23 protein-coding genes and 1 pseudogene are annotated in these 25,921 nt (G+C 52.0%); 14 read left to right on the forward strand and 10 right to left on the reverse strand.

Features of this window, described 5'->3' with window-relative positions; translation table 11 throughout:
• Window positions 1–188: 188 nt before the first annotated feature.
• A complete protein-coding gene (locus tag POG22_RS12985) occupies window positions 189–1,079 on the reverse strand; it encodes a DUF4435 domain-containing protein (RefSeq protein ID WP_074171014.1) in 891 nt (296 codons plus the stop codon).
• Between the two features lie 2 nt (window positions 1,080–1,081).
• Window positions 1,082–2,143 (reverse strand): AAA family ATPase, encoded by a 1,062-nt coding sequence (locus POG22_RS12990; protein WP_063719043.1) that lies wholly within the window; start codon window positions 2,141–2,143, stop codon window positions 1,082–1,084.
• A 323-nt stretch (window positions 2,144–2,466) separates the two neighbouring features.
• On the opposite strand from POG22_RS12990, the gene POG22_RS12995 reads away from it, so the two are divergent.
• From POG22_RS12995 to POG22_RS13025, 7 genes are all read left to right on the forward strand, one after another.
• Window positions 2,467–2,694: a hypothetical protein gene (locus POG22_RS12995; RefSeq protein ID WP_498905706.1), complete on the forward strand. Its 228-nt coding sequence runs from the start codon at window positions 2,467–2,469 to the stop codon at window positions 2,692–2,694.
• Window positions 2,695–2,754: 60 nt separating this feature from the next.
• Entirely contained in the window at window positions 2,755–5,757 is a 3,003-nt protein-coding gene (gcvP, locus tag POG22_RS13000; protein WP_498905708.1) for an aminomethyl-transferring glycine dehydrogenase, read from the forward strand.
• 81 nt (window positions 5,758–5,838) lie between these two features.
• Window positions 5,839–6,408: a hypothetical protein gene (locus tag POG22_RS13005; RefSeq protein WP_150128770.1), complete on the forward strand. Its 570-nt coding sequence runs from the start codon at window positions 5,839–5,841 to the stop codon at window positions 6,406–6,408.
• A gap of 139 nt (window positions 6,409–6,547) precedes the next feature.
• The gene (locus tag POG22_RS13010) at window positions 6,548–6,946 is read left to right on the forward strand and encodes an MAPEG family protein (RefSeq protein WP_017661868.1); all 399 of its coding nucleotides are present in this window, start codon (window positions 6,548–6,550) and stop codon (window positions 6,944–6,946) included.
• 78 nt (window positions 6,947–7,024) lie between these two features.
• The gene (gene priA / locus POG22_RS13015; RefSeq protein WP_498905710.1) at window positions 7,025–9,493 is read left to right on the forward strand and encodes a primosomal protein N'; all 2,469 of its coding nucleotides are present in this window, start codon (window positions 7,025–7,027) and stop codon (window positions 9,491–9,493) included.
• A 118-nt stretch (window positions 9,494–9,611) separates the two neighbouring features.
• On the forward strand, window positions 9,612–10,937 hold the full coding sequence (locus POG22_RS13020; protein WP_498905727.1) for an AAA family ATPase: 1,326 nt from the start codon (window positions 9,612–9,614) through the stop codon (window positions 10,935–10,937).
• Window positions 10,938–11,306 (forward strand): DUF4435 domain-containing protein, encoded by a 369-nt coding sequence (locus POG22_RS13025; RefSeq protein WP_082901858.1) that lies wholly within the window; start codon window positions 10,938–10,940, stop codon window positions 11,304–11,306. It begins immediately after the preceding gene.
• Window positions 11,307–11,320: 14 nt separating this feature from the next.
• Here the strand turns inward: POG22_RS13025 and POG22_RS13030 are convergent.
• Window positions 11,321–11,650, reverse strand: a pseudogene (locus tag POG22_RS13030) (RNA-guided endonuclease InsQ/TnpB family protein); the annotation flags it as partial.
• A 348-nt stretch (window positions 11,651–11,998) separates the two neighbouring features.
• On the opposite strand from POG22_RS13030, the gene POG22_RS13035 reads away from it, so the two are divergent.
• Window positions 11,999–12,700, forward strand: a complete 702-nt coding sequence (locus POG22_RS13035; protein ID WP_063715759.1) for a phosphoribosyltransferase — start codon at window positions 11,999–12,001, stop codon at window positions 12,698–12,700.
• A gap of 210 nt (window positions 12,701–12,910) precedes the next feature.
• On the opposite strand, the gene POG22_RS13040 is transcribed toward POG22_RS13035, so the two are convergent.
• The 3 genes from POG22_RS13040 to POG22_RS13050 form a co-directional block, all read right to left on the reverse strand.
• Window positions 12,911–13,132: a DUF4327 family protein gene (locus tag POG22_RS13040; protein ID WP_498905712.1), complete on the reverse strand. Its 222-nt coding sequence runs from the start codon at window positions 13,130–13,132 to the stop codon at window positions 12,911–12,913.
• A 129-nt stretch (window positions 13,133–13,261) separates the two neighbouring features.
• Window positions 13,262–13,921, reverse strand: coding sequence for an ExbD/TolR family protein (locus POG22_RS13045; RefSeq protein WP_498905714.1), 660 nt, complete (start codon window positions 13,919–13,921; stop codon window positions 13,262–13,264).
• Between the two features lie 48 nt (window positions 13,922–13,969).
• Window positions 13,970–14,698: a MotA/TolQ/ExbB proton channel family protein gene (locus POG22_RS13050; RefSeq protein ID WP_063715756.1), complete on the reverse strand. Its 729-nt coding sequence runs from the start codon at window positions 14,696–14,698 to the stop codon at window positions 13,970–13,972.
• Window positions 14,699–14,703: 5 nt separating this feature from the next.
• On the opposite strand from POG22_RS13050, the gene POG22_RS13055 reads away from it, so the two are divergent.
• Together POG22_RS13055 and POG22_RS13060 are read left to right on the forward strand one after the other, a co-directional pair.
• The gene (locus tag POG22_RS13055; RefSeq protein ID WP_498905717.1) at window positions 14,704–16,887 is read left to right on the forward strand and encodes a CHASE2 domain-containing protein; all 2,184 of its coding nucleotides are present in this window, start codon (window positions 14,704–14,706) and stop codon (window positions 16,885–16,887) included.
• Window positions 16,888–17,059: 172 nt separating this feature from the next.
• Window positions 17,060–17,788, forward strand: a complete 729-nt coding sequence (locus POG22_RS13060; RefSeq protein WP_223307404.1) for a DUF928 domain-containing protein — start codon at window positions 17,060–17,062, stop codon at window positions 17,786–17,788.
• 190 nt (window positions 17,789–17,978) lie between these two features.
• On the opposite strand, the gene POG22_RS13065 is transcribed toward POG22_RS13060, so the two are convergent.
• On the reverse strand, window positions 17,979–18,458 hold the full coding sequence (locus POG22_RS13065; RefSeq protein WP_017661899.1) for a hypothetical protein: 480 nt from the start codon (window positions 18,456–18,458) through the stop codon (window positions 17,979–17,981).
• 124 nt (window positions 18,459–18,582) lie between these two features.
• Here POG22_RS13065 and aroA point away from each other — a divergent pair, with 124 nt between their 5' ends.
• A complete protein-coding gene (gene aroA / locus POG22_RS13070) occupies window positions 18,583–19,935 on the forward strand; it encodes a 3-phosphoshikimate 1-carboxyvinyltransferase (RefSeq protein WP_498905719.1) in 1,353 nt (450 codons plus the stop codon).
• Between the two features lie 313 nt (window positions 19,936–20,248).
• Window positions 20,249–20,812 (forward strand): (2Fe-2S) ferredoxin domain-containing protein, encoded by a 564-nt coding sequence (locus tag POG22_RS13075; RefSeq protein WP_063715753.1) that lies wholly within the window; start codon window positions 20,249–20,251, stop codon window positions 20,810–20,812.
• Between the two features lie 50 nt (window positions 20,813–20,862).
• Here the strand turns inward: POG22_RS13075 and POG22_RS13080 are convergent, their stop codons facing one another.
• Together POG22_RS13080 and POG22_RS13085 are read right to left on the reverse strand one after the other, a co-directional pair.
• Complete coding sequence (locus POG22_RS13080; RefSeq protein WP_498905722.1) at window positions 20,863–22,854, reverse strand: GAF domain-containing sensor histidine kinase; 1,992 nt, start codon at window positions 22,852–22,854, stop codon at window positions 20,863–20,865.
• A gap of 179 nt (window positions 22,855–23,033) precedes the next feature.
• Window positions 23,034–25,046 (reverse strand): NAD(P)/FAD-dependent oxidoreductase, encoded by a 2,013-nt coding sequence (locus tag POG22_RS13085; protein ID WP_063715751.1) that lies wholly within the window; start codon window positions 25,044–25,046, stop codon window positions 23,034–23,036.
• A 166-nt stretch (window positions 25,047–25,212) separates the two neighbouring features.
• On the opposite strand from POG22_RS13085, the gene POG22_RS13090 reads away from it, so the two are divergent.
• Window positions 25,213–25,485 (forward strand): hypothetical protein, encoded by a 273-nt coding sequence (locus POG22_RS13090; RefSeq protein WP_063715750.1) that lies wholly within the window; start codon window positions 25,213–25,215, stop codon window positions 25,483–25,485.
• 121 nt (window positions 25,486–25,606) lie between these two features.
• On the opposite strand, the gene POG22_RS13095 is transcribed toward POG22_RS13090, so the two are convergent.
• On the reverse strand, window positions 25,607–25,786 hold the full coding sequence (locus POG22_RS13095; RefSeq protein WP_498905725.1) for an EamA family transporter: 180 nt from the start codon (window positions 25,784–25,786) through the stop codon (window positions 25,607–25,609).
• Window positions 25,787–25,807: 21 nt separating this feature from the next.
• Here POG22_RS13095 and POG22_RS13100 point away from each other — a divergent pair.
• The coding region (locus POG22_RS13100; RefSeq protein WP_498905729.1) for a MerR family DNA-binding transcriptional regulator at window positions 25,808–25,921 on the forward strand (114 nt) is incomplete at its 3' end.

Genomic DNA, 25,921 nt, shown 5'->3' on the forward strand with positions numbered 1-25,921 from the left:
CTGGCTCGGCCTTGGCTTTTTTCCGATTAGACAAGCTCACTTACCCACTGGCTTCTCTTTCTCTTTTAGCTTGGCGACTTGTCCTGGCTTGTGCCATCCCCCTTTCGTCGTACTTTGGCCGTTACGCTAAACAGATACTCAAGATGCCGGGGAGCTTATACGGAAAGTATAGACTGGGAACAAACCACTTAATCTTCCAGCAAATCTTCTATTCTTGCTTTTAAGTCCATCAAATCGGGATGTTGAGTCATATCGAGTCGATCGATCGCCCATTCAAAAAAACTCGACAAAGAAATGTAATTCGATTGTTGTCTCTGCATTTCTTTTTGAAGGTCTTTTCCATGGAACCAAATTAGATAGCAATTTTCTGTCCAAAATTCATCCTGACTAAAACGGTGTTGATAATGGCTTAAATGAGTTTGAAAATTTTCAAATGTTACTGAAAGCGCCGCCTGTCTAAATCGATCGACCAATTCTAACCCTCTATTTTTGCAGTCTTGAAGCGTCAAAGACTCCGGAAGTTTACCACTTCCACCCGTCCAAGTCGTTTTGAGTTGTTTGCGAGCTGCACTGGTTTGCAATAAATCCCCCAACGCCCAACGTACAGCTTGGTAGAACTGTAAGTTTTTTGCACTCGTTTTAATCCAGTCTGCGATCGCTTCAATACTAGGCGAATCTCCATGTCCCCATTTCGATGCAGTCTCAAGTTTTTCTTGATATTTTTCTAGCCAGTATTGATGAATTAAATTTGGCTCTAAAAGATAATTTTCAATACAAGAACGATAAGTCGTAACAACCATCCGATTTCCCCTCCTATTCCCCAAATGGAGTAATTGACTGTTTGGGGTAGGTTGGACATCGAAATCTCGATCGCGAAAAACAATATATTTCTGATTCGTGAGTTCTTCAGGAAAGAAGTAGCCCTGAGCAAATACAGAAAAGCCAAACTTTCCACCCGCCGATACAATCGTGCATCGATCTGCTGATATTTCTTCCGTTATTTTGGACAGTAATCGATAGTCCAAGCTACTTTGCTTCCCTTCACAAAAAAGAAAAATTCCACGACTAACAACACTCACGCTCACACCTCAAGACGAATAATATGAGATTCTGGAACGAGTTGTTCGATATAATCTGAGTGAGTAGTAATGATAAATTGGTTGTTTTTACCCAGCTTGGGCAAAGCTCTTAACAAGGCTTGTTGCATAGGCGGATGTAAGTGCAATTCCAACTCGTCAATCAAAATAACTGAATTGTGGATATTCCAACTTGCAAAATCCATCAATATAGGAAATATCGCCCGTTCTCCTCCTGACATTTCTGAAATTTCATACTGATTTTTACCATCATAGAGATAAAACCAAGGCTCGCTTAAAATATCGTCAATTTCAGCTCGCGGTACTGGCCCTTCAAAACTTCGTTTTGGAAACACAGTTTTATAAGCTTGTTCGATTTCGGCATATAAATCCTTCTGTCCAGGGCGTAGCTCTCGAATTTTTTCGCCCCCTAAATCCTGATGAAATTGTCGCCACTTCGATAGTCTATCTCGTAAAATATTGTTAGTAATTTCAATCTTGTTTTGGGGGTTTTCAGGCGTCAAACTCGTGGAAGTTCTCTGTTCAGTGTACCAAAGTATCGTACCTACTTTTTCAAACACTTGGAACCCTTCAAAACGAACCAGTTGCTTCGCATATTCTCTTCCTTTAAATTGAAAAAAATCCGCCGCAGTATTCGCCTGCACTTTGATATCTTTCCATTGGAGAGTTACTAGATGCTGGGCAGAAGGAGGATGTAAATCGCGTCCCATCTCCTGTAATTTTTCCTGAAATTCGCGAACCGCCTGGATTTCGGTAGACGAAAATTGGACTTGGACTTCAACTTCTGGCGCAAATCTTCCCCAGTTGGCTCCTAAAAGTTCGTAATGAAATCCCGACCATTCTAATTCAGTCACGTTTCCCAATCGTCCCGTCGCGACTCCTAGCGTGGCTGCAATGGCTTGTAAAATACTGGTTTTTCCCACACCATTGTTTCCGATTAAAACAATGAGGTCTCGTGCCAATCCCGTTTCGGGATCTGTAAAATCCAATAAGGAAGAATCACGAAATTTTTTAAAATACTTGAGTTGGACTGACTGGACTTTCATTAGCGTTATAAAAAAGACAGGTTTGTTTCAATAAAAATTGAGTACATGAGGTTGATTAACGAAGCCCAAACTCCGACTTATCAAAGGTTTAGAGACTCCGATCGTAAAAGCATCCCGTGTTAAATCGAGATCTTCGGCTACCTCAGTCAGCGGTGACTGTTAAAAAAACACCGATAACGGAACAGATCTTTCGACTTCCGAGTCCTGCGTCAAGCTATCTGAAAGAAATTGGATGAGATCGCACTTTTCATCAGGACTTAACCTCAGCAATGTTGCTTTGAGTTCGGCAAGTGTCATACAAAAACAAAGAACTCTTAACCTCAGTGTACTGTAGTCGTTGCGTCTTCCTCACCGCCAGCAGTACGTTAGGGAAAAACCCGAATGGATTTGGAATTTCTAACCCGTGCGATCGCTCCCCGTTCGCCACACCCCAAACGAAGTTGAAAAAACACGAGATCGCTTCCCCAGACGAGCGATCGCGCCACCGCTTGCCCAAAATCCCCGACGGCTACCCCTCGATAGGAGCGATCGAAGTCATTAAACTGTGTTAAGACCGTCAGAGTCCGACCCTCTGACCCTCTTCTGCTGCTGACACCTTACAAAAACGTGCCATGCTGGATTTGAACGCCACCTTCGACAACCAACCGTCCGCATCCGACGACGCCCAAACCGCGCCGCCTGCGACGTCTCACGCCACACCGCCCAACCTGGCATTCGTCCAGCGTCATAACGGTTCCACTCCCCAAGACATCGATCGAATGCTGGAAATCTTAGGGTACGATTCGATCGATTCCCTCATCGATGCGATCGTTCCCGCCCAAATTCGCCTCAAACAACCCCTCAACCTCCCCCAACTTCTCAGCGAAGCCCAAGCCCTGCAACAACTCAGAGCGATCGCCCAAAAAAACCAAATCTTTCGATCCTTCATCGGAACGGGCTACCATGACAGCATCACGCCCCCCGTTATCCAACGCAACATCCTCGAAAACCCCGGTTGGTACACCGCATACACCCCCTACCAAGCCGAAATCGCCCAAGGGAGACTCGAAGCCCTCCTCAACTTTCAAACCATGGTGATGGACTTAACGGGGATGGAAATCGCCAACGCCTCCCTCCTCGACGAAGGAACCGCCGCCGCCGAAGCCATGAGTCTCAGTCTCGGGGCGTCCAAATCCAAAGCCAACGCCTACTTCGTCGATGCAGGCTGTCATCCCCAAACCCTCGAAGTCGTCAAAACCCGCGCCAACCCCCTCAATATCGAGATCGTCGTCGGCGACTGGAAAACCTTCGACTTCAGTACCCCCGTCTTCGGGGCGTTGTTGCAATACCCCACCACCACTGGGGCAGTTTGCGACTACCGCCAGTTTATCGAAACCGCCCACGAACAAAAAGCGATCGTGACCGTCGCCGCCGACATTCTCAGCCTCGCCCTCCTCACTCCCCCTGGAGAGTTCGGTGCAGACATCGCCGTCGGAAGTACCCAACGCTTCGGCGTTCCCCTCGGTTACGGCGGACCTCACGCCGCCTACTTCGCCACCAAAGAAGCCTACCAGCGCAAAATACCGGGGCGCATCGTCGGCGTGTCCAAAGACGCCAGCGGAAAACCCGCCTTGCGTTTGGCGTTGCAAACCCGCGAACAACATATCCGCCGCGACAAAGCCACCAGTAACATCTGTACCGCCCAAGTTCTCCTGGCGGTGATGGCGTCCATGTATGCGGTGTATCACGGTCCGGCGGGCATCCGTCACATCGCCGAAACCGTCCACCAACGCACCGTCATGTTAGCCGAAGGCTTGAAACGGTTGAAATTCAGCCTCGGCGAAACCGCCGTGTTCGATACCCTCACCGTCAACGTGGGTTCGGCGGATACCATCGTGCAACGGGCGGCGAAAAACTACATCAACCTTCGCAAACTCAACGACACCCAAATCGGCATCAGCCTCGACGAAACCACCACCGACGCCGATTTAATGGATTTGTGGCAAATCTTCGCCGACAGCGACGAGTTACCCTTTACCCTCGACGACGTTCGCCAACTCGCCGCCACCTCCGACTCGAACTTAGCGAAGTCTCCCTTACGACGACAAAGTGCCTATCTCACCGATGCCGCGTTCGAACAGTACCACTCGGAAACCGAGTTACTGCGCTATCTGCATCGCCTCGAATCTAAAGATTTGTCCCTCACTACCTCCATGATTCCCCTGGGATCTTGCACCATGAAACTCAACGCCACGGCGGAAATGCTACCCGTCACCTGGCCCGAGTTTAGCAAGATTCACCCCTTCGCCCCCAAATCCCAAACGCGGGGCTATCAGTTCATGTTCCAACAACTCGAGGCGTGGTTGGCGGAAATTACCGGATTCGACGCCATTTCACTGCAACCGAACTCGGGTGCCCAGGGAGAATACGCCGGATTGCAGGTGATTCGCGCCTATCACCACCATCGCGGCGACAGCCAGCGCAATGTCTGTTTGATTCCCGAATCCGCCCACGGGACTAACCCCGCGAGTGCAGTGATGTGCGGGATGAAGGTGGTGTCGGTTCGCTGCGACAAAGCGGGAAATATCGACGTTGCGGATTTGAAGAAAAAGGCGGAGAAACACGGGGAGAAACTGGCTGCGATTATGGTCACGTATCCCTCGACGCACGGCGTGTTTGAAGAAAGCATCGTGAAGGTGTGCGACATCGTTCACCAACACGGCGGCCAAGTTTATCTCGACGGTGCCAACCTCAACGCCCAAGTGGGACTCTGTCGTCCGGGGGATTACGGGGCGGACGTGTGCCATTTGAACCTGCACAAAACTTTTTGTATTCCCCACGGTGGCGGCGGCCCGGGAATGGGGCCGATTGGTGTGGCGCAGCATTTGACGCCGTTTTTACCGGGTCATTCGGTAGTCTCGCCCCACAGCGAAACTCATTCTGAAGCCATTGGTGCAGTTTCCGCCGCCCCCTGGGGAAGTGCCAGCATTCTACCGATTTCTTGGACGTACATCGCCATGATGGGGGCGCAAGGGTTGACGGAGGCGACGAAACTGGCGATTCTCAACGCCAACTACATGGCGCGTCGGTTGGATGCGTTTTATCCGGTGTTATATAAAGGAGAGTCGGGGTTGGTCGCCCACGAGTGTATTCTCGATTTTCGTCCTCTGCGTAAGTCGGCGGGGATTACGGTGGACGATGTGGCGAAACGGTTGATGGATTACGGGTTTCACGCACCGACGATGTCTTGGCCGGTTGCGGGGACGATGATGGTGGAACCGACGGAAAGCGAGTCAAAGGCGGAGATCGATCGCTTCTGTGAGGCAATGGTGGCGATTCGCAGTGAAATCGAAGCCTTGGAATGGGGCGAGGTGGACGAGTCGAACAATTTGCTGAAAAACGCGCCTCATACGGCGGAATCGTTGATGTCGGACAATTGGGATCGTCCTTATTCTCGGGAAAAGGCGGCGTATCCGGCACCTTGGACGCGGGAACATAAGTATTGGGTTCCAGTCAGTCGCATTGATGCGGCGTTTGGCGATCGCAATTTGGTCTGTTCCTGTGTGGGGATGGAGGCGTATGCTGAAGAGACTGAAGCAAAGGATTTTGACGACGATTTCGACGCTGACTTTTAGGGGCGAAATGGCGTAAGGTTTGGGGGTGGGTCTTCCCGCCCCAGAACGGGAACAGTATCAGGTTAAGGTGGGTGTGAACCAATGGGGAAAAGATCGATCGCGTTGAGTGCGTCGGTTCTCCTACTCACGGGATGTTCGGCGGCTATGGTGCCAGACTTAGAAGATATGGCTGGCGAACCCGCTTCGTCGGCGGAAGTGTCGCCGGAGACGCAAGTGGCTTCGACGACGCCTCCGCCGACACCCACCCCAGAACCTCTGACGACGGGAAACGCCGCCTTAGATGGTTGGGAATTCCGGGTGACGGACGCGATCTCGTCGGGAAAATCCTATCGCGGTCAGTCGGCGGTGTATAAGGCGGAAGACAGTTGGACGGTGGTATCAGTGGGGATTAAAAATACCCATAGCGACCCCCAGGAGGCTCAGGACGCCCCCTTTTTGCTGTTTTTGGCGAAAGTTGTCGATTCTGAGGGCAACGAGTACGGCGTCTCGGAAATCGATTATAAGTACGATTTGGAGTTTTCGAGGAAATCTTTTGCGTCGGGAGAGGTGCGATCGATGGATTTGTTGTTTAATACGCCGTCGGGAGTGCGGGTGACGCAGTTGGTGGTGGAAACGACGGATTTTCGCCAGCCGGTACGGATTGGGTTTTGAGAGAGTTCACCACACCAGACACAGAGGACACGGAGAAGTTATCAAAATATCGTTTCAGAGTGGTATAAAATGCCGTGGCGCGGGGAATAAAATTGAGACTATAATATTTAAACATACCGTATTTTTTAGGATTTAAATTATGTATCCTTGGACGGCTTTAGTTACCGTTTTCGCCCTCCTGGTTTACTTCGTCATTACCATCAACGTGGGACGGGCGAGAGCCAAACATAAAGTGATGCCGCCCTCGATTTCGGGAAATCCAGAATTTGAACGGGCGTTTCGGGTTCAACAAAATACGTCCGAGCAATTGATTTTATTCCTTCCCCTGCTTTGGATTTTTTCGATTTTTGTCAGCGAAATTTGGGGCGCTGTCCTCGGTGCAATTTGGGTTGTCGGACGCATTTTATACGCCTGGGGCTATTACCAAGCGGCGGAAAAACGGATGCTTGGATTTGGGATGGGGTCTTTAATGACGATGGTGTTATTGCTGGGGTCTCTCGTTGGCGTCGTCTTGAATTTATATCAGAACTTCACCTAGGCGATCGCCCCTCTCTGTGTCCTCTGTGCCTCTGTGGTGAAGCTCCTATAAAATGAACAGAAGCACCCCCATTTTATCATGATTGCCATTGTCGCCGAACCGCACGCCCCCTATTCGTCGCCCCCTTCTACCGCCCCCTACGTGGAAGTCCTCGTCGATTGTCCCGGTTCCGACAAACTCTTCACTTACCGCATCCCCGACGACATTTCCCTCAATCCCGGCGACATCCTCAGCGTTCCCTTCGGTTCCCAGCAAGTTGGCGCGATCGCGGTTCGCTTCCTCGACACTCCCTCGCAGGAACTCGACGCCACCAACATCAAACCCATCGACGACGTAATTTCTCCCGGTTTCTTCCCCCCGAGTTACTGGGAACTGTTGCAACGCGTCGCCGATTACTACTGTACTCCCCTGATTCAAGTGATTCGCATCGCCTTACCACCGGGATTGCTGAGGCGATCGCAACGTCGGTTACGCCTGAACCCCGACAACATCCCCAACGGGGCGGAACAGTTTCTCAATCCCGTGGCGCGTCAGGTGTTAGAACTGTTGCAACAGTCGAAGTCGGGAAACTACACCGCCGCCTACGTTCAGCAACAAATTCGCGGGGCGCGTCGGGGAATTCGCGATCTCGTCAATCGCAGATGGGTAGACAGTTATCTCGAACCGCCTCGGGTTCCCAAGCCGAAACTGCAACAGGCGGTGACGTTGCTGAACGCCAATCCGGCGGTGTATGGGGAACTGACGCCGCGACAGCGGGAAGTTTTACGATTTCTGCAACGTCAGGGGGGCGAACTCTGGCTGACGGATTTAATGCAACTGGCGCGAACCAGTCGCGGCGTGGTGTCGGCGTTGGAACGCTGTGGCTGTGTCGTTGTTGAAGAACGGGAAATTCTGCGGCGAGAGATGGGGGAAGCTGTCAACGCCGACGCCCCGAAGGAACTGACCCCCGCCCAAAATGCGGCGTTAGAGCGGATTTTGGGCTTTTCGGGATACGCCGAAGCCTTGCTTCACGGGGTAACGGGTTCGGGAAAAACGGAGGTTTACTTACAGGCGATCGCACCCATTTTGCGTTCTGGGAAATCTGCGTTAGTTCTGGTTCCCGAAATCGGACTGACGCCGCAGTTAACCGATCGCTTTCGTGCCCGCTTTGGAAAACGAGTCTGCGTCTACCATAGCGCCCTCTCGGACGGGGAACGGTTCGATACTTGGCGACAAATGCTAATGGGAGAACCGCAGGTGGTAATCGGAACGCGATCGGCGGTATTCGCCCCGCTTCCCAATTTGGGCTTAATCGTTCTCGACGAGGAACATGACAGCAGTTTCAAACAGGATCGCCCCGCCCCGACGTATCACGCCCGAACCGTAGCGAAATGGCGGGCGGAATTGGTAGATTGTCCGGTGGTGTTCGGTTCCGCGACGCCGTCGTTAGAAACCTGGTTGGACTGTCGCGGCGAGGAAAAACACTATCTTTCCTTACCCGAACGGGTGCGATCGCGTCCCCTTCCCCCCATCGAAATCGTAGATTTACGACGGGAACTCCAACGGGGAAACAAATCCATTTTCAGCCTTGCGTTGCAAGAATCCCTCCACAACCTCTCGGAAACCGGACAACAGGGAATCCTATTCATCCACCGTCGGGGTCACAGTACCTTCGTTTCCTGTCGCAGTTGTGGCTACGTTCTCGACTGTCCCCACTGCGACGTTTCCCTCGCCTATCACTACACCCACGAAGGGGCGACGAAACTCCTCCGCTGTCACTACTGCGGTTATACCCGCCAACATCCCCCCAGTTGTCCCGAGTGCGGTTCCCCCTATCTCAAGTTTTTCGGAAGTGGAACCCAACGGGTGATGCAGGAGTTGGGGCGACAGTTCCCGAATTTGAAAGCGATTCGCTTCGACAGCGACACCACACGACGGAAAGGTGCGCATCGGGCGTTACTGACACGGTTCGCCCAGGGAGACGCCCAGTTATTGGTGGGAACGCAGATGTTGACGAAGGGGTTAGATTTACCGTCGGTGTCGGTGGTGGGAATTGTCGCCGCCGATGGCTTGTTGAACTTGTCGGATTACTGGGCGGGAGAACGGGCGTTTCAGACGTTGACGCAGGTGGCGGGGCGTGCGGGACGCGGCGACGATCCTGGGCGAGTGGTGTTGCAAACCTACACGCCGGAACATCCGGTGGTTTTAGCGGTTCGCCGCCACTGTTACGAGGCGTTTGTGGAGGAGGAGTTAGCCCAGCGTCAGGTGTTGAACTATCCACCTTATGGAAAGTTGGTGTTGTTCCGGTTGAGTGGGTTGGATGCGGAGTTGGTGGAACGAACGGCGATGGAGATGGGGGAGGCGTTGTTACCGGAAGCGGGGTATGAGTTGTTGGGCCCGGTGCCGGCTGCGGTGATGCGGGTAGCGGATCGGTTTCGCTGGCAGATTCTGTTAAAGTTTGAGGGGGATGTGGGGATTGAGTTGCAGGATAAAATCGATTTGTTGAGGCAGATCTGTCCGAGGATGGTGAAGTTGTCGGTGGATATCGATCCGTTGAATTTTGGTTGAGTCAGAGGTTATTCTAGGCATATTAAAGTCTGGATGTTCTGTTGATTTACAAGTTTTATACATCATCTTTTTTGCCAATATGAAAATCAAACAAATTTCCGTTCGCGGCTTATTTTGAATTTTTAATCATACAATTCCTTTAAATACAGATGAAAGGATTACAATTATTCAAGGACCGAATGGCTTTGGAAAAACAGCAATACTAAGAATACTAAACAGCTTTTTTAGTTCTCGCTACTCTGAATTGCGTAGCATTCCGTTTGATGAATTTAATATTGAATTTAATAATGGAAATCGAATAGAAATTGCAAGAATTTCCCAAAATACTAAGGAAGCCAACAAGGTTGATATAACTTTAAACTTCTACGAGCTAGGTTCCGAAAAACTTTCTTTTTCGCCAGAGAGAATTAAATTATCTTCTGATACAGAAATTCCCATTGGAATGCTGGATGATATTATACCAGGACTCGATAGAATAGATACGAGAAAATGGTTTTATATACCCACAGATGAAGTTCTTTCTTTAGAAGAAGTTCTCGAACGCTTTGAAGATTCACTACCTTTAAAGTTGCGATTGTCTCGTTCAAAAAAAGAACCTGAATGGTTGAACAACGTGAAGAATTGTATACATATTCGACTTGTTGAATCACAGCGTCTATTGAATTTTGTTCCTAGTCGTTCTCTGCGACCTTATCGTAGAGATGCTTCGATGGTATCTACTGTTTCAGCCTATTCTGAAGACCTTGCAAAATTAATGCAGGAAAAGTTTAAAGAATATGGTACAATATCCCAATCTCTTGACAGAACATTTCCTGTAAGAGTGGTCAAGCAACAACCATCAGCGGATATAACCGACGAACAGCTACGTCAACAACTGAACGAATTAGAAGCGATTCGCTCTAGTCTGATAGAAGTCGGACTACTCGACAAGGATGAAGAGTCGGATTTTCAAATTCAATCTCAACCTATCGATGAAAGTACGAAAAATGTTTTATCAGTTTACGTTGAAGATGTCGAAAAGAAGCTGAATGTATTTACTGAAACCGCAAAAAAAATCGATCTTCTTAGAAAAATTATAAACAATAAGTTTGCCTACTCATATAAGAAGATCAGTTTCAGCAAAGAGAAAGGTTTTATTTTTACGACCTTCTACCCATCACCATCAACTGATTCAAAAAATCTTTCGCCAACTGATTTGTCATCTGGAGAACAACATGAATTAGTTCTCCTGTACGAGTTGCTATTTAAAGTCAAGCCAAACTCTTTAGTATTAATTGACGAACCCGAATTATCTCTTCATGTGGGATGGCAAATTCAGTTTTTAAAAGATTTGAAAGACATTACACAATTAGCAGACTTAGATATTTTAATGGCAACTCACTCACCAGATATCATTCAAGATCGCTGGGATTTGACAGTTGAGTTGAAAAGTCCAAATAAATAAATGAGAGATTTACTTTCAGCCGATCGATATGCTAACCAAATTCGATTAAGACGCAGCACTTACAACGGAACTTTTTTATTAGTTGAGGGAAGTTCTGATAAAACTTTCTATAGTCGTTTTGTTGACCGTTCTGTATGTGAATTAGTTTCCGTTTCTGGAAAGCCTTCAAGCAAGGTACTTGTTATTGAGGCTTTAAGGATTTTGGAGTCAGATTCCAACTTTCTGGGAGTTATAGCGATCGTCGATGCAGATTTCGATCGACTTTCTAACTGTATATACGATAGCCCCAATTTACTTTACACTGATACTCACGATCTCGAAACAATGTTGATTAAATCGCCAGCTTTCGAGAAATTTATTTTGAGGTAGGATAAAGTTGAATCGGATTGACGGTACTTTTTGCTCTTGAAGCGAGGATATTTCGCTCGCTTATCAAAGAAATTCTTGAAGGCGGCTGTCAAGTTGAGTGTCGTCGCTTGTAAAACTTGCGAGTAGCACTCTGATAGCCAAGCGGTCTCCTCGGATTTCTTGAGACTGGGAAGGTGAGCGTTAAGAGCTGTGCGGGTCAATCCTTTACCCGTTTCTTTATAGGTTGTATTGCACAGGTTGAGTGCATAATTCCACCACCAACGAGCGCAGCCAAAGTGTTGAGCTAACACCTGCTTCTGCTCGTCGGTTGGGTAGATTCTGACTTTGACCGCTTTGTGTATCAACGCCCTCACCTCCTTTATTTGCCACTATAATACAATTCCGATAAATCTGTGTGGCGGGTCAATTTTCTGGGCATCGAACCCCTCAATTGACGCGGGGAGTCCATGTTGTTGCTGAGCTTGTCGAAGCATCCCGACGCTGACCGTTCGGCTGAGCCGCTCACGGCCGAAGCCTTCGGTGCAGCGCAAGACTTATTGCTCCGGTGAACCCCTCACAAGTTAAAACAGTCAATATTTATCTCGATATTTCCGAGATCGCGATCGATCTCGGCGATCTCTCGGCAATATGGAAGTAGAGACGTACTCCGAACAGTTGACGTCTCGATCGCATTTGCAGCGGAGGAATCGACGATGACCCATGTATTTCAAGATCGCATCGAAGCGGGTCGAGTCCTCGCGTCCCGTCTCGAACGTTATGCCCGACGCGACGATGTTGTAGTGTTGGGCTTGCCCCGAGGCGGCGTTCCCGTCGCCTTTCAAATCGCCCGCGCCCTGGATGCGCCCCTCGATGTCTGCTTAGTTCGCAAACTCGGCGTTCCCAACAACCCAGAACTGGCGATGGGCGCTCTCGGAAGTCGCGGGGACATCACGACCAACGAGAACGTCGTGCAGTCGTTACGGGTGAGTCAGGAGCAGTTTGAAGCGGTCGTTCGCCGGGAACGTCAAGAGTTACAACGTCGCGAAAAACGGTATCGCGGTCGTCGTCCTCCTTTGGAAGTGCGCGGCAAAACGACGATCCTCGTCGATGACGGTGTGGCGACGGGGGCGACGTTGATGGCCGCGATCGCGACGCTACGACATTGCCATCCCGCCAAAATCGTCGTGGCGATTCCCGTGGCCGCCCCGGTCGTCTGTGAGAAACTACGAACGAAAGTCGACGAGTTGGTTTGTGTGTTGGAGCCAGAACCGTTTAATTTCCTCGGGTTGTGGTACGAAGACTTTTCGCAAACGACGGACGAGGAAGTCTGCGGTCTGCTCGAAATTGCGGCTTCAGAGCGAAACTCCCAATCTCAGAACGGATCGAGCGACTTCAAAGCGTTCTCGACCTTTTAGCCTCGATCGAACTTTTTTAAAATTAATTTTCTTGTTGTTGAAAATTGAGTTAAATTGTCAATTAACGAACAGAAACAAGCAATAAACGAGCGAAAACAATATCCGAATCGCTCGTTTATTTATTTTTAATAGTCCTGAAGAACGACAATTCGATCGCCCGACTTCGAGACCTGTAGCGTCCGACGTTTCGATCGCGAGTCGGCCGACCACTCAGTCGTTATCCCAGGTTTCGCAACCGAGTAAATCGATAATGCGATCGCGCAACAAGTAATCGTGACGTTCGAGTTCCAGTTCGACGGTTTCCCATTCCCGTTGGGGAATGTACTGACATAACGTATAAATCGGCTGATGGCGGCTGAGAACCCCCCGCGATACGAGATCGCGAGCTTCCGTAACGATGACGTCGAGTGAGTAGCGAGTGGTTGTAACCATGATTTGACTTCCTCCCCAATCCAATTGAGATCGCTTGTGGGAGTTGGGAAATTGCGGTATCGGCTTCCCCTTCTATTGTCGTTGGATTTCTGTGGGGAGGGAACGAGTATTAATACTCTGTAACGTCCGTTACGGTTCCGGGGGCGTTTCCTCGTCCGTCTCGTTAGGAGTCATCTCGTCGGAAGTCATTTCGTCGAGCGTCGCTTCCTCATCTGCCTCGTCGGAAGTCATCTCATCGGGCGTCAACTCATCGGGAGTTATCTCGTCAGTTGGAGATGGCGTCAAGCCGGGAATCGGCGATCGCGTTTCTGAATTTGGTGGTGTCGTGGGCATCACCTCGAAGGGACTGCGGCGTTGGCGGTTGCGTTCCAACGGGTCGGTATCGCTCGGCTGCACGACCAACATCACGCGATCGCCCCCTACCGAACGCAGGACGTCCATGACCTGTAAAACGTCGTCGTACTCTGCCTTGGGATTACCGAGAACTAAAACCTTACTGTCTGGATTGTTTTGTAAATGCGCGTCGAGGCGTTCGGGAAGTTCCTCAAAAGAAATGGGAACGGACTCTTTACCCACGTAAATTTGTCCAGTGAAATCGATTCCCACGTAGAAATTGCCGGTGACAGCTTCTCCCGTACTCACCTGGGGAAGAGGGTTAGAAATTGCCTGTTGGCGGGTCAACCCCACCGCTCCCAGAATAAAGAACGTCAAAATACAAAAGATGACGTCCATCAAAGGAATAATTTCGATACGAACGTCGTCGTTAGACGAGCCGAGATTGATTTTCATGGGGTCAGTCGTGAGCGAGAGTTAGTACGGTGAATGAAAACGAACCCGTTAGCGATCGCCGATCGCCTCAGAATCTTTCGCCTCGGACGCGCGAGTTTGAAACTCGTTCGCATCGGAGTCGCGAACCTCAGAGTCGTCCACATGGCGATCGAGACGTTGCAACCAAAACTGGCGATATCGTAACTCGAGTTCGTTGCCGCTGCGACGGAACAACTTCGCTTGGTTGAACACGAAGGCTTGAAACAGGCGGTAAAAGGCCAAACTCGCGATCGCGACGATCAGCCCCGTGGCGGTACTGATAAGCGATTCACCGATACCCAACGTCACCCCGCTCGTAGCCGTAGTTCCCAAATCGCTGATGCTCAGAGATCCCAGAGACTCGATCAGTCCCAAAACCGTTCCCAACAATCCCAGCAACGGCGCTAGGGCGATGACCCCTTCGAGAATTTTATCGCCCCGTCTCATATTGGCCAGTTCTTCATCCGCCGCAGACTCCAACGCCAACTTAAACAGCTCGGGATCGGCTTCGTGCAGTTTCAACGGCGCGTAGAGAAACCGTCCGATGGGGCGATCTCGCGCTTGACGGGCGATTTCTTCCGCCAGTCCCCAATCTCGCTTCGCCCGATCTAAGACGCGATCGACTAACTCCCGTTCCTTACGCAGCACGCGACTCCAAAACCACAGCCGTTCTACCACCGTCGCCACAGACAAAACGGAAAGAACCAGCAGCGGAATCATCGCGACTCCGCCTTTGTCGAACAGTTCTACAATATTCACTCTCGATGCTTTCCTCCGAATCGATCGACAAACCGAATCTCGAGGCGCGATCGCTCCTTCGAGGTCGCGCGCCGCCACTGCGGTATTGGTTGAGATTGTACCGAATCTCGAAACCGAATCTCGAAGCAGACATTTGGCACGATTGTCGCCTACGATCCGGTAAAGGTCGATCGCGAGCTGCGATCGCGATCGTTAACCGTCAGGAGTTGGAGATGTTTGGGGCGAAGTTCGGTCAACCGTTGTGGCAAAAGCTGGTAGAGTGGCGCGGCGCGGCCGTCGGCGGCTTGGGCGTCGGGGCGATCGTCTTGGCGTTGCGGGGACTCGGTTGGTTACAACCTCTCGAATGGGCGGCATACGATAAATTTTTCCTGATGCGTCCTCCCGAACCCCACGACCCTCGCATTACTATCGTCGGCATGACGGAAGGCGATATCGAAATGCTGGGATCGCCGATGTCCGACGAAGATCTCGCGACTCTCATCGAAACCCTTGCCGCCTTCGAGCCTCGAGCGATCGGTCTCGACTTTTATCGCAACGTTCCCGTCGAACCGGGGTACGATCGCCTCGCGGACGTGTTCGAGTCTACCCCCAACCTCTTCGGGATCGAGAAAAAAGTCGCTGACGATCGCGGACAAGCCATCGGACCGCCACCAGTTTTGGCTGAAAACGATCGCGTGGCCGTCAACGACGTTACGATCGACGCCGACGGAAAACTGCGGCGCGGGTTGCTGTTCCTAACCGACGACAACGGCGTGTCGCGATCGAGTTTGGGACTCGTCCTAGCGTGGTTGTACCTGGAAGCCGAGCCGAATTTCGATCCCGCCGCCCAAACTCACCCGGAATACTTACAACTGGGGCCGGCGGTCTTCGTCCCCTTTGAAGCCAACGATGGCGGCTACGTTAGGGCTGACGCGGGAGGCTATCAAATTTTACTGAACTTTCGCGGACCCTCGGGCAGTTTCGCCACGGTATCGGTGACGGAAGTTCTCGAGGGGGCGATCGACGGCGATCTGTTTCGCGATCGCATCGTTCTCATCGGGCCTTTAGCTCCCAGTCTCAACGACTTTTTTTATACGCCCTACAGTCGCAGTTTGTTTCCCGACTTCTTCACCTCTCCCGACGACACTACTGGCGTTGAAGTTCAAGCTCACTTGACCAGTCAGATTCTCAGCGCCGCCCTCGACGATCGCCCCCTGATTCGCGTTTGGCCCGAACCCGCTGAGGCGCTGTGGATTCTCGCCTGGTCTCTCTCGGGGGCGGCGTTAGTCTGGAGGCTGCGACAACAGCGTTGGACCGTTTTGGCGATCGTCGGTTGGGCGATCGCGCTAGTTGCGATCGCATACGGGGCGTTTCTGCTGGGGTGGTGGATTCCCCTAGCCCCACCGTTGTTGGGGATCGTGGGGTCGGCGGTGGCCTTGACCGGTTATATCGCCCATCTCGAGCGTCACGACCGCCAGTTGATGATGCACTTGTTCGGCCGTCACGTCACGACGACCGTAGCCGAGGAAATTTGGCGACAACGCCATCAAATTCTGCAAGAAGGGCGTTTGGTGGGACAAAAAGCCACGGCAACGGTTTTGTTTACCGATATTAAAAACTTCAGTACCTTCGCCGAGGAAATCGACCCCGAACCGTTGATGCAATGGCTCAACGAGTATATGGAAGGGATGGCGGAAGTGGTTCTCGACAATCACGGCGCGATCGATAAGTTTATCGGCGATTCGGTTATGGCAGTCTTCGGAGTTCCCATCGTGCGAGAGTCCGAAGCTGAAATTGCCGCCGATGCAGTGGCGGCGGTGCGCTGTGCGGTACAGATGGGGCAGAAGTTGCGGGAACTCAACCAACGCTGGAAACGCAACGGACAACCGATTATTTCGATGCGTGTCGGCATTGCCACCGGCCCCCTCGTGGTGGGGAGTTTGGGGAGTTCTCAACGGGAGGACTATACGATTATCGGCGACAGCGTTAACGTGGCCGCTCGTTTGGAGAGCTTTGATAAGGAACTCGATGGCGGCCTCTGTCGCATTTTGATCGGCGAATCGACCTATCGGTACGCCCAAGGCCAGTTTCCGATCCAACTCCTCGGCAGTGCTTTACTGAAGGGACGGCAGAAACCCGTCAAAATTTATCAGGTGATGTGGGAAACTTCACCGATGTCGCCATCGACGACATCCCAAAAAATTACGTGAAATTGCGGATAGCGACTTCAAAAAGCGGTATGTTAGGGTAGGTTAAAACCCTTACATTAACCCTTACAACAAATTTCGGTGCATCTTATCGCGTTGAGTCGGTTTTTGGGTTGACCGTCAAGCGTGCTTCCACTATCCTCTGTTCGCGAAAGCGCTCTTTGCGATTTCCTCCTTGGAGCAACAAACAATGTTACATCTCGGTAAAGTGTTGACCGTTGCCACGGGTACGGCGGCGTTAACGCTGACACAGGCGATCGCCGTCACGACACCCGCGATCGATTCCCTGTTCGCCTCGGAGTCGATGCAAGTGTTGGCAACGGCACAAGCCTCGCCGATTACCTACGTTCCCCCCAACCGCGGCCAGCCCCGCCAAACACAAGGGACGGGATCTCGCGGCTGCGAAGATACGTCAGAAGCGATCGCGCTGTCGTTACTCGCCCCCAGCAACCACACGGGCTTGACCGTCTCGGCACGTCCGACGTTCTATTGGCATTTAGAAAATGCTGTTTCCGTTCCCGTCGAGTTTACCCTAGTAGAAGACGACAACCCCAACCCGATTTACGTCCGACGCTTCGATAGCAACGACGCCGGGTTGACGAGTGTTTCTCTCCCCGAGGGACGCGAACTCGAGGAAGGTAAAACCTATCGCTGGACGGTATCGGTGGTGTGTAATCCCCAACGGCGATCGAGCGATGTCTTCGCTCAAAGTTGGATCGAACGGGTGTCTCCCTCTGCCACCTTAGAAGCCAGTCTCGCCGAGGCAACGACGGCACAAGAAACCGCTCGGGCTTACGCTCGAGAAGGAATTTGGTACGATGTCCTCTCGGAGTTGAATACGGACGACGCACGGTGGGAAATCGTTCGCTCGGAACGATTAGCCGCAGCCAGCCGCCCGGAATAAGCAGCTCGACAAATCTAATTTAAATAACCCAGAACAGAAGTTTTTAAGGATAATCTAACCCAGGTAAATTTTTAGATTTCCTCGCCAGATTCTCGATCCCGAGAGTCCGCCGCTAGATCCCCGGTATCTTCAAGATGCCGGGGATTTTAACAATGGGGATTGCGATCGATAGCGGAGTTCGTCTCGACGTTTACGGGTGAATGTCGAGGTTGAGAACGTAACGCCCCAGTTGTAATTTTCCCGTCCACAATTCATACTCGAGACGTAGGTGTTCGGGGAGCGGATACCCCGACAGTTCGAGATGGCGAGTGTAATTTCGCAGTCGCATTTGACTGGGAGAGTCAACCCCATCACCGCGCAGCCAATAGCGACTGATGCCGTACATTCCGTTTTCCCACAGATGGCGATAGCTTAAATTGCCTTGTCCTTGCATCGTGGCAATGGCGCGATAGGGGGAAATTTCAAACCATAACAGTCGGGACGGATTGGGTTTAGAAGCGGGGGTGTCACCCGTATCGGGTTCCCAACCGAGAACGGCAGGTTCGTTGAGCAGTAGATGAAACCGTTGTCGGTCTTTTTGATACAGTGTCGCTGTGGTCTCGACAACCGACCACACAGGTAAATCGGTCGAAATCAGCGACAGACACGCAGGCTTGCGGTGGGTCAGCATACGGGGTAGGAGTGTAGGGGCGAAGGCAAAGGGTCGATCGAAGATCGGATGACGAAAGCAGTTTCAACAGAGCGATTCAGAGGGTGTAAGATCGGTTCCACTTGAATGCTCTGTAGTGGAATCTATGTCTTCCCCCATCGTAACAGTCGAAATCGATCGCGATCGTCAAGATTTAGTTATCGAACCACCACCGTCCGGTGTCGGACTCCACGGAAAACTGCGCGTTCCTGGGGATAAGTCGATTTCTCATCGCGCTTTGATGCTCGGGGCGATCGCCGAGGGAGAAACGCAAATTCGCGGCTTGCTCCTCGGGGACGATCCTCGCAGTACCGCTGACTGTTTTCGCGCGATGGGGGCGCAGATTTCAGATCTCAACGAAGACATCGTTTTAGTACGCGGGTTGGGAATCGGAAACTTGCAGGAACCGATCGATATTTTAAATGCAGGAAACTCGGGGACGACGCTGCGATTGATGTTGGGATTGTTGGCGTCTCAACCGGGGCGTTTTTTTGCAGTGACGGGAGATAAATCTTTGCGATCGCGTCCTATGTCTCGCGTCGTCACGCCTTTGGAAAAGATGGGGGCGACGATTTGGGGACGGGATGCTGGGAAACTGGCACCTCTGGCGGTTAACGGACGCCAACTCAACCCCTGTCACTATCATTCCCCCGTCGCGTCCGCTCAGGTCAAATCCTGTGTGTTACTGGCGGGGTTGAGCGTCGAGGGACGAACCACTGTGACCGAACCCGCCTTATCCCGCGACCACAGCGAACGGATGTTACGAGCGTTCGGGGCAGATATTGCGGTAGATGCGGAGACCCACAGCGTTACGGTGACGGGACCGGCGAAGCTGACCGGTCGAACGGTCGTGGTTCCGGGGGATATCAGTTCGGCGGCGTTTTGGATCGTGGCGGCGGCGATCGTTCCGGGGTCGGAGTTGGTCGTGGAAAACGTCGGCGTCAACCCCACGAGAACGGGAGTTTTGGAAATTCTCGATCGCATGGACGCCGATATAACCTTAGAAAACCAACGGGAAGTCGCCGGGGAACCGGTGGCGGACGTGCGGGTGAAGTCCAGTCGTTTGAAAGGATGCGAGATTTCCGGCGATGTGATTCCCCGACTCATCGACGAAATCCCCATCTTAGCAGTGGCGGCGACGGTGGCGCAGGGAACGACGACGATTCGCGATGCGGCGGAACTGCGCGTTAAAGAGAGCGATCGCCTCGCGGCCATGGCAATGGAACTCACGAAGATGGGGGCGAACGTTACCGAACGCCCGGACGGCCTGGAAATCGTCGGCGGATCGGGGTTGACCGGGGCGGAGGTAGACAGCTATGACGACCACCGCGTCGCGATGAGTTTGGCGATCGCCGCCCTGCTTGCAAAAAACTCGACGACGATTTATCGGGCAGAGTCGGCCTCGATTTCCTATCCTAACTTTATCGAGACGCTCAGACAGGCGATCGGGGACGTTTAGCAGAACTCAAGCGCGATCGCTGTTTCGGGGAACCCAGTGTGCGGTTCCCCGTTTTGCTATGGCAGTTTTTTACTATCTGTTGAATTCAATTCTCAAAAAATTATAAGGCGCGATCGCGCGACTGGTTTTCAGACGAGATGGCAATTGTGTGTCGAATCGGCGATCGTCCCGCGAAAACGCTCGCCAGAACTCGATCTCGACCTATCCGAACCGCTCGAACTTGACAAAACTTTTCAGTTTGAGGGCGGTCATTTTGAAAATCCTCTTCTATAATTGCATATAATTGTCAGTAAAGCGTGTAAGAGAAAGTAGCATGGGTCGTTCCAAAACCAAAACCGGCTTCCGTCTCGAAGGACAGTTTCTCAGCGTCAAACGCAGCGATAACGGGAAACCCAAGGGAATTCAACTGACGACTTCCGACGGAACGGAAAGTGTCAAACTCAGTAAATCTCTCCGTCGCGAGTTCCCCGTTCTCAACGTCGGCGATCGCATCGCGATCGTGGGTCGCGAAAAACGCAACGCCAAAACGGGCAAAATCGAACGGAAAGCCAAGCAAATTCTGGCGGTGACGGTTACTCCCTCAGTTTCGCCCGCCGTGACCTCGCCTTCCTCAACCGAACGACCCACAGGCAAAATTCTCGTCTGTCAAAAATCCAAATGTCGCAAACGGGGCGGACAAGATATTTATCACAAGTTAGAACGCACCCTAGAAGAACACGGCTTAGCCGATTCCGTAAAAGTTTGCGCCACGGGATGCTTGAAACGCTGTAAAGCCGCGCCTAACGCTGTCGTTCTCCCCGATAAAGCCCGTTACGGGAAATTAAGCCCCGAAGACGTTCCCACTTGCGTGCGAAAACACTTCGCGATCGCCTCGTGAGGGGAGACAAACGAAGACGCGATCGCGATAACTCCCCTAACACGAGAAGTTCAGCCATCATACTCGCGGCGTTCCGACCGAGATGGGTTCGAGATGGGTTCGTTCTCCGATTTCCCTTTTACTTTGCCTTTGCAGGGCGTCTCTACGTCCGAACTCGCTCCGTCGCAGCGGCAAGACATGGGAATTTCGATCCGAAACACCGTTCCCCGACCGGGGTGCGAAATGCACTGCAACTGTCCTCGATGGCGATCGACCACGATTTGATAGGCGTTCGCCAGTCCCATTCCCGTGCCTCTCCCAATGGGTTTCGTCGTGAAAAAGGGATCGAAAATCTTATCTCGAATCGACTCGTCGATGCCGAAGCCGTTATCGCCGATGACGATGGCGATCGCTTTACCAAACGCTTCGTTCGATATTACTTCTGTCGTGACTTCTAGACGAGGCGCGAAATCTGGCTCGCGTTTTAACCGTTCCTCCAAGACTTCGATGGCGTTATTGAGCAAGCTCAACACAGCTTGATTGAGCGAACCGGGATAGCATTCAATCTCAGGGAGGTCACCGAGCGCTTTGACGAGGGCGATCGCTCGTCGTTGTGGAGTTGCGCTCAACCGTCCCGACACGATCTCTAAAGTACTCTCGATACCCGCGTTGATGTTGGCTCGTTTGCACTCAGCCTCGTCGAGTCGAGAAAAGCTCCGAAGAGACTCCACGATCTTTTGAATGCGTTTGGCACCCGTTTTCATCGAATCCAGCAAACGGGGAAAATCTCGTCGGATATAGTCTAAATCGACGGTTTCGATCGTCTCTGCCACCGCCTGCGTGGGGTTGGGATAGTGTTGTCGATAGATCTCCAAGACCTCGAACAGATCGCGGCTATAATCTTGGGCGTAAGTAATGTTGCCGTAAACGAAGCTCACCGGATTGTTGAGCTCGTGTGCCACCCCCGCCACCAGTTGGCCGAGCGACGCCATTTTCTCCGATTGAATCAGTTGGCTTTGAGTGCGTTGCAGGCGATCGAGGGCCTGTTGCAATTCTTGCGCCTTCCCTGCCAACATCTCGTTACTGCGCTTGACCTCGGCGGTGCGTTCCTCAACCCGTCGTTCGAGATCTCGATTCATCGCTTGCAAGGCTTCCGTCACGTGCTGGCGTTCGAGTTCCGCCGACGCCCGAGCTGCAAACACTTCGAGAATGCTGCGGGTGCGATCGATATCTTGGGGAGGGTGGGTGTCGATCGCGCAGAGATGTCCCACCACTTCACCCGAGATGTTGAAGAGGGGAAATCCCCAATAGCTCGTCGCTTTCATGCGATCGAGGACAACATCGCGAGGAAATCGATCCGCGACGCTGTCGGGATAATAGCAAGCTCGACCGCTGCGAACCACCTGTTCGCAAGGCGTTCCTGCCAAATCGTACTCCGTTTCCTGGCAAAGCTGCCCTTCTTGCCAACTGGCCAGAACCCGTAACTTGTGAGGCGGATCGCCGACAGTTTCCGACACCAATGCATAGGGAACGTCGATCGCTTGGGAAAGATGGCGGACTAATGCGGGAAAAAATTCCTCTCCCGTCACCGATGCCGTTCCCTTGACGATGTTTCGTAAGGCTTCTTCCGTTTGACGGCGGCGATCGACTTCCCGCTCGAGTTTTCGGTTAATCGCTTCGAGTTCTTCGGGAGTTCTTAGGGAGAGAAACCGAGGCAGCAGCGTCACCATCGATCCGGCAGTGTAACAGGAAATGAGAGCCGTAGCAGCCCGTTCGACCCCCGACAGCCAATAGGCAGGATGCCACAACGTCCAAACATCGAATAAATGGCCGACGCCGCACAACACGATGAACGCACCGAACATGACGAAAACATTCAAAAACGGTACGTCCTGCCGCCGAAACACGAAGTACAGCAGCATCGCCGGAATGGAAAAGTAGGCCACGGCGATGAGCGAGTCGCTAACGACGTGCAACCAAACCAGCGGAGTTTGCCACAGGTAACAATGACCGTGCGGCATATACTGCGTCGGTGAAAATAAAGTTTTGACAGTTTCCCACATTACGTTGTTTCAGCCTGGGTTTTTGAGATAAAGCGATCGCGAGCCGATCTCACTCTATCTTCGCAATTTTCCCAAGACTTCTGTAGGAAACTGTCCCGTACGATCGCTCTCTTTACAGAAATTTTTTCGTTCCGAGACCAACTCTCAAAACGAGAAACGCGATCGCGACAACCGCGCCACTATTGCATCGAAAACCGTCGTCCCAACCCTTCAGTGAGGGAGTAACTCATCGCCTGCAACCACAGCCACAACGACGGAAACCGTTTTTCAGCCCAAGGTTGCGCCCAACGACTGAAACGAGGAATCCAACCAAGAATCCAACCGACAAACGCTTCCCAGGTAAAGTTGAGATAACTTCCCGTCCAGCGCAACATATCCCAAGGACCGGCAAGTTCCCAAATCCATGCCAGCAACTCGGGATTGCGCCACGCTGCTTTCAACGCCAGACGGTTGAACAACAGCCAACTGGTACGGTCTTTAATAAACGTATCGGCCACCTGGGGCGGTTCGTCAGCTAACAAGCCGAAAAAGACGTTCAACATCGAGTTGATGCGTTCCGGGGCGACGGGTTTTCCAGTCGGAACCATCATCCCTTTCGAGAACAGCCACGTCACCGCTACGTTACTTTGATAGGCGCGGATGCGATCGAGGTTGTCCCCGTCTAGCAAATCGTGTTTCAACGCCGTATCCAACAGGCGAGTTAACCGTTCCATGTTCCGAACCAGAGAGCCGAACCCGGTAAAAATTAACGGCGACTGTAACGAGGCTGCATCGCCGATGGCTACCAGTCGATCCCAGGCGACTTGGCGATCGCGACTTCCCTGGCTGAAATGACCGGGAATATAGCCGAAGGTAGCCTTGCGCCATTGCAACTGTTCCATGTCGCAGCGGCGGTACTCCGGCAAAATCTGGAAAAAGTCCTCGTACATTTGCAACAGCGAACCGGGATTTTCCGGGTGAATTTGATGGTAGTGGAACAGATAAATCGTCACCTCACCGTTTTGCCCTGGGAACAACTCCCAAATTAACTGTCGTCCTCGAGAGATATCGCCGTGGGAGTGGAGAACGTCACCGTATCTCGAATCCCACACGTGCGAGGGAAAACCACTCGAAATCACAGCCCCCACCGTCGGACAGACGCTGTTGTACGTGCGGCCGCCGTTGAGTTGCCAGGCGATCGGGGAGGCGCTCCCCATCGCGTCTACGAGGAGGCGCGCTGTCGCCTGTTTGGTGTCTCCCGTGGGGAGGTGGGTGAGGTTAACCGTGGCGCGATCGCTCGTAATCTCAGCGGTAACGAATTCCGTTTCGTCCCAAATTTCGCCCCCAGCCGCTTTGAGTTTGTCGCCACAGAGTTTCAAGAGTTTTTCCGCATCGACGGCAATATTGAGGACGGTGGGAGTGTGAAGAACCTTTCCTCGGCTTTTCGGCGGGTTGTTGGCGTCGAAAAACTTGTTGAATCCATCTTCGTACTCGCAGGCGATGATGCTGTTGAACTCTTCGGGGGTAAACAGCTTCAGGTCGATGAGACTTTGAAACTCGCCCCGAGAGATGTTCCACTCGCGGTTCATGCGTCCGAAGGGCAACCGTTCGACGAGTAACACGCGATAGCCCAAACGAGCCATGACCGCCGCGTGAATCACGCCTAACGCCCCCCCGAGGTAAATCAGATCGTACTCGGGGGATGTAGTTGAGGAAGATGCGTCTGAAGTCTCCTGGGAAAACTCAACGACTGTTTTCGGTTGCTTGGGATGGAGGACTCCCTCCCGCCAGCGTTTTTCCCACCAGTAAACGCGGGTTAAATCGTACTCTCCATCGGGGAACTTTTGGAAATACTTGACTGTTTCTGGATAGTGTGGTAAAAGTGCGTCAAATATCGACTGTTTCGACAAATCGATTTCCGGTAGTTCGGGATACTGTGGCGGAAATGCAGCCATCGCGTCCTGCTTCAGTTGCGCGGCAATCCTCGCTTCACCTGAAATCGAGCGTTCTGCCCAACGGAAGACCTTCAAATACGTGGTTTGTTGTACCGACCACACGAAGACAGACAGTTCCTCGTTGGGAGCCAAGCGCAAACGAAACCCGTCCGGCGTCGCGAATTTTTCACCCTTGGGCGGCTGCCAGGTTTCTTGTAACCAACGGCGTACACCGACAGTGTCGGGGGTCGGAATTTCCCAGTACAGGAGCTGTTTCATCGATCGGTTCTTCCTCAAAACGATTTAAAACAAACGTGTAAATTCAGATGTCAGTCGTGCCAGGATTCCCTCAACTGCGCGGGAACCCTCCTTTAAGAACTGTAATAGATCGTCCGCTTCGTTTACCGAAGCCGCACCTCGCCGTTTCGCGCGAACGTAACTCGATATGAATTATCCTATCCCAGAGACCCTACAAGAAATGCTCGATCTAGAGCGACACCCGGTCAGTCCCGAAATCGTCGCGTCTGCGATCGCCGGTACGATTAAAATTGCCCGCGACGGTGGAAAAACCCTCGACGACCTCACCACAGAAGTCCTAGCCGACGATCGCCTCCTCGACGCCAACCAGCGAGACTGGCTGCGAAACATTCTCGCCCAAGCCTGGGACGCTTTTACAGTCACCAGTCACCAGTCACCAGTCACCAGTGAAGATGGTTGACAAGGGTGGTGAAGGGTGGTAGAGCATGACTTGAAAAATAGGGTGTCGAAAGTGCTACGCACCGCTTCCGCAAACGTGAGACCGATCGATCTCTCACGCACCGCTCCCTTGTCTCCCCTTCTCAAGACCGGCGACTGACGACGATAAGGACACCGCAGACGATGAGGGCGATTCCGAAGAGGCGATCGAGGGGAAGGCTTTCTTTAAAGACGAAGTGACCGATGAGAACGGCGGTGACGTACGCTAAGGCCGTGGCCGGTCCGGCGACACTGAGATGGATGCGAGTTAAAAGTAGACTCAATGTTTAAGCTATCATCAAATCATGAGTAAGTTTAGCATTTCCGAAGCCGCAAAAATCAAAGGAGTATCACCATCGACGTTAAGACGTTGGGAATCAGAAGGGAAATTAATCCCTGAGCGCACAGCCTCGGGACAC

It is taken from the genome of Geitlerinema sp. CS-897, from assembly GCF_028368005.1.
GTDB classification, from domain to species: domain Bacteria; phylum Cyanobacteriota; class Cyanobacteriia; order Cyanobacteriales; family Geitlerinemataceae; genus Baaleninema; species Baaleninema simplex.